The following is an 8,714-nucleotide window of genomic DNA, read 5'->3' as shown; positions in this document are numbered from 1 at the left end:
CGGGGGAGCATGCACAGCCACGAACGACGTCGTCGCGACGCCCTGCGCGCCGATCGCGAGGCCGTCCTCGCCGCCGCGGTGTGGCTACGGCACGAGGCCGTCCAGCACCAGTACGCCGGCCTGCGGGCCCCCGAGCACGCCTACGCGCTGGCGTCGGTGCTCGAACTCCTCGCGACCCGGATGGCCGATCTCGACCCGCCGGTGCGGACGCACGTGGTGCGGGTCTGCCGCGAGCTGGTCGGGGACCCGATGGACCGCCCGACCGTGCGCCGGACCCGGCGGAGGTGATCCACCGGGCCCGGCGTGAGTTGTCCACACCTGTGGATGGAGGTGGGGACAGCTCGAACGCGTGTTCGGCGCCACACTCCCGGCGCAGGTCAGCAAGCTCCGCTCACATCGATGCTCGCTCCGCAAGCTCCGCTCAGCGCACCCCCTCCATGAGGACCTTCAGCTTCGGCACGGTCGCGGCCACGGCGAGCCCGACCACGATCGCGACCGCCCCGGTGATCCCGAAGTAGGCGACCTCGTTCTCCTCGCTGTAGAACTCCGCGAGCAGGCCCGAGAGCACCGTGCCCATCGAGACGGACAGGAAGAACAGCGCCACCATCTGGGTCCGGAACGCCATCGGCGCAAGCTTCGTGGACAGCGACTGCCCGACCGGGGACAGCGACAGCTCGGCCAGGCAGAAGACCAGCAGGATGCCGACGAGCGCGAGCAGCGGCGAGCCGTTGGGGCCGGTCCCGGCCATCGGGACGAACAGCAGGAAGCCGAGGCCGACGATCACCGTCCCGGCCGCCATCTTCATCGGGCTCGACGGCTGGCGCGGGCCCATCTTCGTCCACACCGCGGCGAACACGCCGGCCAGCAGGATCACGAACACCGGCTCGATCGACTGGGTCGCCCCCGCGCCGATCTCGAACAGCCCGAACACCGACCGGTCCAGTCGCTCGTCGGCGTAGATCGTCAGGACGGTGAAGATCTGCTGGAAGATCGCCCAGAACACGGCGCTGGCCACCCACATCGGCATGAAGGCCAGCACGCGGCGCCGCTCGATCGCGGTCACCTTCGGGCTGCGCAGCATCAGCGTGAAGTAGGCGATGGTGGCGATCACGACGATCCCGAACACGATCCACTTCAGGCGGTCCGCGGTGATCACCCCGGTACCGACGAGCAGAGCGACCACGACGAGCACCGCGACCGCGAGCGCGCCGACCTTCGCCCGCGCGGATGCGGGCAGCGGGTTGGGCACGTCGCGTCCGGTCGCGGGCAGCTTGCGCCGGTTGAACGCGTACTGGATCAGTCCCAGCGCCATACCGACCGCAGCGAGACCGAAGCCGGCGTGGAATCCCCAGCTCAGCCGCAAGGTGTCGGTGAGCAGCGGCCCGGCGAACGCCCCGATGTTGACGCCCAGGTAGAAGATCGAGAACCCGGCGTCGCGGCGGTCGTCGCCCTCGCCGTAGAGGGTCGCCAGGATCGTGCTGGCGCTCGCCTTGATCCCACCGCTGCCGAACGCGACCAGCACCAGGCCGACCGCCAGGCCGACCCCTCCGGGGATCAGCGCGAGTGCGATGTGCCCGAACATCACCGAGACCGCGCTGCCGAACAGCATCCGCTCGGGCCCGAACAGCCGGTCCGCGGCCCAGGCCGCGAGGATCGTCGAGAGGTAGACGGTGCCGCCGTAGGCACCGACGATGCCGGCCGCGACGCCCTGGTCGATCGCCAGGCCGCCCTCGGCGACGGTGTAGTACATGTACAGCAGCAGGATCCCCTGCATGCCGTAGAACGAGAAGCGTTCCCACATCTCGACGCCGAACAGCGTCGCGAGCTGGCGTGGGTGGCCGAGGAAGGTCCGTTCCCGGCGCGGTGAGGGTGTGGTGAGGTCGGTCACCGGCCTGGTCTACACCTCGTCGTTGCGTCCCGTAAAGACGAACCTACCGATGAGTAGGTCACACGTTCACTCCAGCGTGGCCGGCCCCTCGACCGGGACCATGCCCAGCCGGTCGGCCACCGCCGCCATGACGTCCTGGACGGCGATCGTGTCGGACAGCGGCATGACCGCGCTCTCCGGCTCCCCGGCCGCGATCCGCTCGGTGACCTCGATCAGCTCGTGCGCGTAGCCGGCCCCCAGGGCGGGTGCACCGATCTCCTCCGGCTCCGCGCCGTGGCGGTGCAGCAGGATCCGGTCCGGGTGGTGGAACCGCGGCGGCACCTCGATCCACCCCTCGGTGCCGACCACCCGCGCCGCACCCGGGGTGGCGCACTGCAGCGAGCAGTACAGCGCGGCGCTGCGGCCGTCCGGGTAGCCCAGCAGGATCGACTCCTCGACGTCCACCCCGGTCTCCGCGAGCGTCCCGTGCGCGCTGACCTCGGACGGTGAGCCGAGGATCATCTGGGCGAACGAGACGACGTAGACGCCCAGGTCGAACAGCGCGCCGCCACCGAGCTCCGCGGAGTAGAACCGGTCGTCCGGGCCGGACTGGTTGCGCACCCCGAGGTCGGCCTGCACGGACCGCACATCGCCGATCGCGCCGTCCGCGATCAGGTCGCGCATCCGGACCACGGCCGGGAAGAACCGGGTCCACATCGCCTCCATCGCGAACACGCCGGTCCCGCGGGCGGCCGCGGCCACCTCCCGGGTGCCCACCGAGCTGACCGTGAACGCCTTCTCCACCAGCACCGCGGTGCCGGCGTTCAGCGCGGCCAGGGCGATCCCGCGGTGCTGCGGGTGCGGGGTCGCGACGTAGACGACGTCGACGCCGGGGTCGTCGATGATCGCCCGGTAGGACTCGTGCACCCGCGCGATGCCGTGGCGCTGCGCGAACGCCGCACCGCGTTCGGCCGAGCGGGACGCCACGGCGACCAGCTCCGCCCCCGGGACGTGCCCGAAGTCGGCCACCACCTTGTCCGCGATCCGGCCCGGTCCGATCACTCCCCACCGCACGGTCATGGGGAGATCCTGCCCGATCGCACCATCGGCCGGGAAATCCGCGACGTCACCGATGAGTCCGCCACCGGCCACCCGTCTACCCCGATGAACGCGACACCAGCGGTCAACCACCTCGAACCAGGGAGCCCGACATGCCGAACATGATCTTCGTCAACCTGCCGGTCGCGAACGTCTCCGCCTCGCGCGACTTCTACACCGCGATGGGTTTCACGATCAACGAGCAGTTCTCGGACGAGAACACCGCATCCGTGGTGATCAGCGACGCGATCGTCGCGATGGTCATGACCAGGTCCCGGTTCGCCGACTTCACGAAGAAGCAGATCGTGGACGCGCACACGTCCAGCGAGGTGATCAACGCGCTCGGGGTGGAGAGCCGCGACGAGGTGGACCGCCTCGCCGACGCCGCGCTGGCCGCCGGCGGCACGGTCGGCGGCGACACCCAGGACCACGGCTTCATGTACGGCCGCAGCATCGACGACCCCGACGGGCACTGCTGGGAGTTCGTCTGGATGGACCCGTCGGCGATCGGCTGACGCCCGACCCCCTCAGCGGTGGGGGTGCAGCGGGAGACCGGCCGAACCCCAGTCGTCGACGACGAGGACGGCGCCGCCTTCGGAGTCACAGATCGTCATCTTCCCGGCGCCGTCGAGCACGATGTTGGTGTACTTCGGGTTGCCGCCCGGGACGTACTCGTCGAGCTTCTCGCCGGTGACCGACCAGGTTTGGATCCGGCCGGGCGCCTCGCCCAGGTCGATCGCGCAGACGATCAGGTTGCCCTCGGCGTCGAACGTGAAGCCGTCCGGGTGCCCGACGTCCATCTGCACCGCGGTCTGCTCGTCGACCAGCTTCCCGTCCTCGACCCGGTAGGCGACGATCCGCGAGTCGTAGGTCGAGGCGACGTAGAGCCGGTCGTCGAGGCCGAAGCCGATGCCGTTCGGGAAGTAGGACGTCGAGGTCAGCAGCTCGGCCTCCTCGGTGGCGGTGTCGATCCGCCACAGCCGCCCGTCCGCGCCGAACGGGGCACGGGTCGGGTCGGTCACGTAGAGCATCCCGTCCGGGCCGAAGCACAGGTCGTTCGGCGCGATCGGGTCCTGGTGCACCCAGCCGAACGAGCCGTCCGGGCGCACGACCTGCACGCCGCCGAGCGAGTCCTTGCCCCACCTCGGGCCGGTCGTCGACCAGCGCGCGCCGTTCTGCGCGACGTAGATCGAGCCGTCCGCGGCCAGGGTCGCGCCGTTGGCGCCCCCGCCGAGCTCGGCCGCGACCTCGGCGCCGCCGTCGGTCAGCCTGTAGAGCCGGCCGTGGGTGATCGAGGTGAAGTAGGTGTCGCCCGACGGCGTGTAGAGCGGGCCCTCGGAGAACCCGACGTCGGTGGCCACCACCCGCGGTGCGGGACGGGTGCGGGTGCTTCCGGAGGTCATGCGTGCTCCTCGGTGTCGGTGTCGATGCCGGTCGCGCGCGGCGGTGGCGCCCCTGTGGCAGCTGCCCGGGGCGGTGATGTCCGCGCCCGGGGGGTCAGGTGAGTGCCGGTGCGCCCTCGGCGCGGCGGACGTGGGTCCGGTTCAGGTCGGCGACGCCGCGGACGCCGAGCAGGGTCAGGGCGCGGGTGATCTCGTCGCGCAGGATGTCCAGGACGGCGACGACGCCGTCCTCCCCGGCCACGGCCAGGCCGTAGAGGTAGGGCCGTCCGATCAGCACGGCGTCGGCGCCCAGGGCCAGTGCGGTGACGACGTCCGTGCCGCGCCTGATGCCGCCGTCGAGGATCACCTCGGCGCGGTGCCCGACCTCGTCGACGATCCCGGGCAGCGCCTCCAGCGTCGGTGTCACGTGGTCGAGCTGGCGCCCGCCGTGGTTGGACACGACGACTCCGTCGCAGCCCAGGTCGACGGCGCGGGCCGCGTCCTGCGCGCCCAGGACGCCCTTGATGTAGAGCCGGCCCTTCCACTGCTCGCGCATCCAGGCCAGGTCGTCCCAGTTCAGCCGGGACTGCATGAGCTCGCGCTCGGCGCTCTCGATCGAGGCGACCGCGTTCGTCACCACGCTGCCGCCGGCACCGCCGGGACTCAGGTCCAGCGTGTTCGCCCCGCCGACGCGCTGGTGGCGCAGCACCTCGTAGGTCCAGCGGGGGTGGCGGGCGAAGTCCAGGGCGCGCAGCGGCGTCAGCGCGGGCGGGATCCCCATGCCCTGCTTGCGCTCGCCCTCCCGGTTGCCCTTGACCGGGACGTCGACGGTGACGAACAGCGTCCGGTACCCCGCCGCCCACGCCCGTCGCATCAGGTCCGCGGCCATCCCGCCGGAGCCCGGGTAGAGCTGGAACACGTGCTCCCGGTCGGCGGCCGCGGTCACCTCCTCCAGCGACCACGACGACGTCGTGGACAGCGCGTAGCGGGTCCCGGCGCGCTGCGCGGCGCGGGTGGCCTCGAGGTCGCCGCTCCAGCGGGTCAGCCCGGTGAAACCGGTCGGCGCCAGCATCACCGGCATCGTCAGCTCGAGGCCCGCGACCGTGGTCTCCAGGCGGTGCGTGTCGTGCCCGGTGAGCACCGAGGGTTGCAGCCACCAGCGGTCGAACGCGCTGCGGTTGCCCGCGAGAGAGCACATGTCGTCGGCACCGCCGTCGACGTAGCTCCAGACCATCCTCGGCAGACGGCGCCGCGCGGCGCGGCGGTAGTCCTCGACCGTGATCAGACGTTCGGGAGCCCGCCAGTGCAGGTCGAATCCGTAGGCGTGCATCAGCGCTGCTCCCTCTCCTGCCGTGCTGGGTCCATGCTCGTTCCGCCTGCGCTTCTCTCGGCGACCTCGGCCTCGAAGCCCTCGCCGATCCGGCGGACCATGTCCTCGTCGTGTGCGTCCGCGCCGCCCGCCTGCTCGGCCAGCGCCCGCGCGACCTGCTCGGCGTGGCGCCGCGGGACGACCACGACCCCGTCGGAGTCGCCGACCACCACGTCGCCGGGTTCCACGACGACGCCGCCGCAGCTGACCGCCACGTTGATTTCGCCGGGGTCGCGCTTGGCCGGGGAGAACGGGGTGGCGCACCGGCCGAACAGCGGGAACCCGCGCGCCGCGACGTCGTCGACGTCGCGCCAGGCGCCGTCGATCACGACGCCGGACAGGCCGCGGTCGATGCCGGACAGCAGTGCCTTCTCCCCGCCGCCGCAGCTACCGGTGTGCCCGCGCCAGTCCACGACCAGCACCGACCCAGCGAACGCGCGGTTGAGCCCGCCGAACACGGCCCAGTTGTCCCCGGGCGGCGCCTTCACCGTGATCGCGACGCCGGCCAGGTGCGGCATCGACGGGTGCAGCGGCCCGATCACCGGCTCCATCGTCCAGAGCCGACCGACCTTGTCGCTGACGGCGGCGGCCGGGGTCGCCCGGTAGATCGCGAGGATCTGTTCGGGCAGCGGCTCCGGGTCCGGCCCGATCCGGGGCGGGACGATGCCCCGGTGCCCGAGCGGTGCCGGTGCGCCGGGTGGCGCCATGTCGCGGGTGTCGGCCATCGGTGCCCCCTGGATGTCGGCGACGACGGGCGAGGGGCGCGCGGGGTCGAGAATCGACCCGGATCCTCGGCGTCGAGGCATGGCGTGGACGTCGTCGACAACATAACATGTTATTTCTGTACGACGCCTCGCACCGAAGCACGCGGCGACACCGCCGCGACGCACAGCGCCAGGAGGGCTCAATGACGACGCTCGCGACACCGCCCACGGCACCGGCCGCCACCGAGGAGGCCCGGATCCCCGTCGTCGACGTCGACGTCCACCCGACCGTCGTCGTCTCCGACTCCTCGATCCGGGAGCGGCTGAGCCAGAGGTGGCTCGACCACCTCGACCTGATCGGCCTGCGCGACACCTCGACCGAGTCGCGGATCGTGCCGCAGCGCCAGTTCACCCACCGCCTCGACGCGATCGACCCGAGCGGGCGCCCCGGCGTCATCCCGGACTTCACCCGCAAGCAGCTGATCGACACGTTCGACATGAGCGGCGTCGTTCTCGGTGACGCGACGGCGCTGAACCTGAGCAAGGGCAACTCGAACTTCCCGCACCAGTTCGGGGTCGACCTCATCCGCGCGTTCAACGACGTCCACCGCGACCTGTGGCTGGCCGACGACCCGCGCTTCTACTCCTCGATCAACGTCCTCGTCGAGGATCCGGCCGAGGCCGTCCGCGAGATCACCCGGTGCAAGGAGGGGCCGCGCGGGGACAAGTTCGTGCAGGTCCTGCTCGAACCGCGGACCGAGCACGCGATCGGGCACCCGAAGTACTGGCCGATCCTCGAGGCCTGCCAGCACTACGGCCTGCCGCTGGGGTTCCACACCTCGCCCGGCCGCCGGATGACCGCGAACGGCACGGTCAACTACTACTTCGAGTGGCACACCGGCTTCCCGCTGCGCAACTACACGCTGGCCTCGAGCCTGATCTTCGAGGGCGCGTTCGACGAGTTCCCCGGCCTGAAGATCGCGCTGATCGAGCAGGCCTGGTCCTGGGCGATGCCGTTCGCGTGGCGTCTGGACAAGAGCTGGAAGATGCTGCAGGCCGAGGTCCCGCACCTGCGGCGCAAGCCCTCGGAGTACCTGGCCGAGCACTTTTACTTCGCCACGCAGCCGATGGAGGAGCCGGAGAACATGGAGGAGTTCGGGCCGTTGCTGGACATGTTCCACGCCCAGTTCGGCACCGACCACATGATGTTCTCCTCGGACTACCCGCACTGGGACTCCGACTCCCCCTACGAGTCGGTGCCGAACCACCTTCCCTCCGACGTCCGCCGCAAGATCCTCGGCGAGAACGCGAGCAGCCTCTACGGCATCCCGCTGCTGGCCGGCACGGGTGTGCGCGCGTCGGGCATCGCCGCATGAGCAGCGCGCCGGTGGGCGGTCGCAACGGCGCGGCGGCCCACCGGCGCGTGTCCACCCGGTGCGCCGCGGCGAGGTGCCGCGGATACGCCCGGTAACCTGAGCGCCGCGATGACCACCGAGAGCAGCCCGGCCGGCACCGGAACGGGCACCGACCCGAACCCCGCGCTCGACGTCGGGTACGGCCGTGCCGGGGACAGGGTGACGACCGCCCTGCGCGAGATGATCGCCAACGGCCAGCTGCACCCGGGCGAGCACCTGCGCCAGGACGAGCTCGCCACCCGCCTGGGCAGCACCCGGGTCCCGGTCCGGGAGGCGTTCAAGACCCTGGCCGCCGAGGGCGTGCTGCACCACCGCCGCAACCACGGCCACTACGTCGCGAAGCTGACCGCCGCCGAGCTGGCCGAGATCTGCTGGCTGCGCGACGCCTGCGAGAACCGCCTGGCCGCGACCGCCCGTCCTCCCGGCGACGACGAGATCGCCGGCCTGCGCGCCTGCAACGACGCGATGCGAGCCATGATCGGTCGCAGCGCCTACGAGATCGTCCAGGCCGACCGCCTGTTCCACGAGCGGTTCTGGGTGCTCTCCCCGATGCGGATCGTGGCCGGCGAGACCGCCCGGATGTGGGCGCTGATCCAGCCCTACCGCTCGTTCATGGACTACGGCGAGGCGGTCGTCTCGCGCATGCACGGCGAGCACACCGAGATCATCGACTCCCTGGCCGCCGGCGAGACCGCCCGCTACTGCACGGCCGTCGAACTGCACCAGCGCCACATCTACGACGTCATCGACGACCTCGCCGCCCGGGAGGCCGAGGGCGTCGCCGTCTGAGCCTCGCCGCCCTCGGTGATCGATCTGTGTCGTATGCCCGGTGCCATCCGTGGCACCGATCTGCTCACACGGATCGATCATGCGTCGTTC

The 8,714-nt window shown here is 71.4% G+C and carries 9 protein-coding genes; 4 read left to right on the top strand and 5 right to left on the bottom strand.

The features are described from left to right. Positions 1 to 288, top strand: a 288-nt coding sequence (locus I4I78_RS09195; protein ID WP_218610817.1) for a hypothetical protein, incomplete at its 5' end; no start/stop codon positions are given. A gap of 133 nt (positions 289 to 421) precedes the next feature. On the opposite strand, the gene I4I78_RS09190 is transcribed toward I4I78_RS09195, so the two are convergent. Together I4I78_RS09190 and I4I78_RS09185 are read right to left on the bottom strand one after the other, a co-directional pair. Further along, positions 422 to 1,888: a peptide MFS transporter gene (locus I4I78_RS09190; protein ID WP_218610816.1), complete on the bottom strand. Its 1,467-nt coding sequence runs from the start codon at positions 1,886 to 1,888 to the stop codon at positions 422 to 424. A 66-nt stretch (positions 1,889 to 1,954) separates the two neighbouring features. After that, positions 1,955 to 2,947: a Gfo/Idh/MocA family protein gene (locus I4I78_RS09185; protein WP_218610815.1), complete on the bottom strand. Its 993-nt coding sequence runs from the start codon at positions 2,945 to 2,947 to the stop codon at positions 1,955 to 1,957. 131 nt (positions 2,948 to 3,078) lie between these two features. Here I4I78_RS09185 and I4I78_RS09180 point away from each other — a divergent pair, with 131 nt between their 5' ends. Beyond that, entirely contained in the window at positions 3,079 to 3,480 is a 402-nt protein-coding gene (locus I4I78_RS09180; RefSeq protein WP_218610814.1) for a VOC family protein, read from the top strand. A gap of 12 nt (positions 3,481 to 3,492) precedes the next feature. Here the strand turns inward: I4I78_RS09180 and I4I78_RS09175 are convergent, their stop codons facing one another. The 3 genes from I4I78_RS09175 to I4I78_RS09165 form a co-directional block, all read right to left on the bottom strand. After that, a complete protein-coding gene (locus tag I4I78_RS09175) occupies positions 3,493 to 4,368 on the bottom strand; it encodes an SMP-30/gluconolactonase/LRE family protein (protein WP_218610813.1) in 876 nt (291 codons plus the stop codon). 94 nt (positions 4,369 to 4,462) lie between these two features. Further along, positions 4,463 to 5,677: an alpha-hydroxy acid oxidase gene (locus I4I78_RS09170; protein ID WP_218610812.1), complete on the bottom strand. Its 1,215-nt coding sequence runs from the start codon at positions 5,675 to 5,677 to the stop codon at positions 4,463 to 4,465. After that, entirely contained in the window at positions 5,677 to 6,441 is a 765-nt protein-coding gene (locus I4I78_RS09165; RefSeq protein ID WP_218610811.1) for a hypothetical protein, read from the bottom strand. The genes I4I78_RS09170 and I4I78_RS09165 overlap by 1 nt, the downstream gene beginning before the upstream one ends. 182 nt (positions 6,442 to 6,623) lie before the next feature. Here I4I78_RS09165 and I4I78_RS09160 point away from each other — a divergent pair, with 182 nt between their 5' ends. Continuing rightward, on the top strand, positions 6,624 to 7,796 hold the full coding sequence (locus I4I78_RS09160) for an amidohydrolase family protein (protein WP_218610810.1): 1,173 nt from the start codon (positions 6,624 to 6,626) through the stop codon (positions 7,794 to 7,796). A 108-nt stretch (positions 7,797 to 7,904) separates the two neighbouring features. After that, positions 7,905 to 8,624 carry a GntR family transcriptional regulator gene (locus tag I4I78_RS09155; RefSeq protein WP_218610809.1) on the top strand — a complete coding sequence of 240 codons (720 nt, stop codon included), beginning with the start codon at positions 7,905 to 7,907 and terminating at the stop codon, positions 8,622 to 8,624. Positions 8,625 to 8,714: the final 90 nt, after the last annotated feature.

This window comes from Pseudonocardia sp. KRD291 (assembly GCF_019263595.1).
Classification (GTDB): domain Bacteria; phylum Actinomycetota; class Actinomycetes; order Mycobacteriales; family Pseudonocardiaceae; genus Pseudonocardia.
This window is presented reverse-complemented; position numbering and strand designations above follow the sequence as displayed.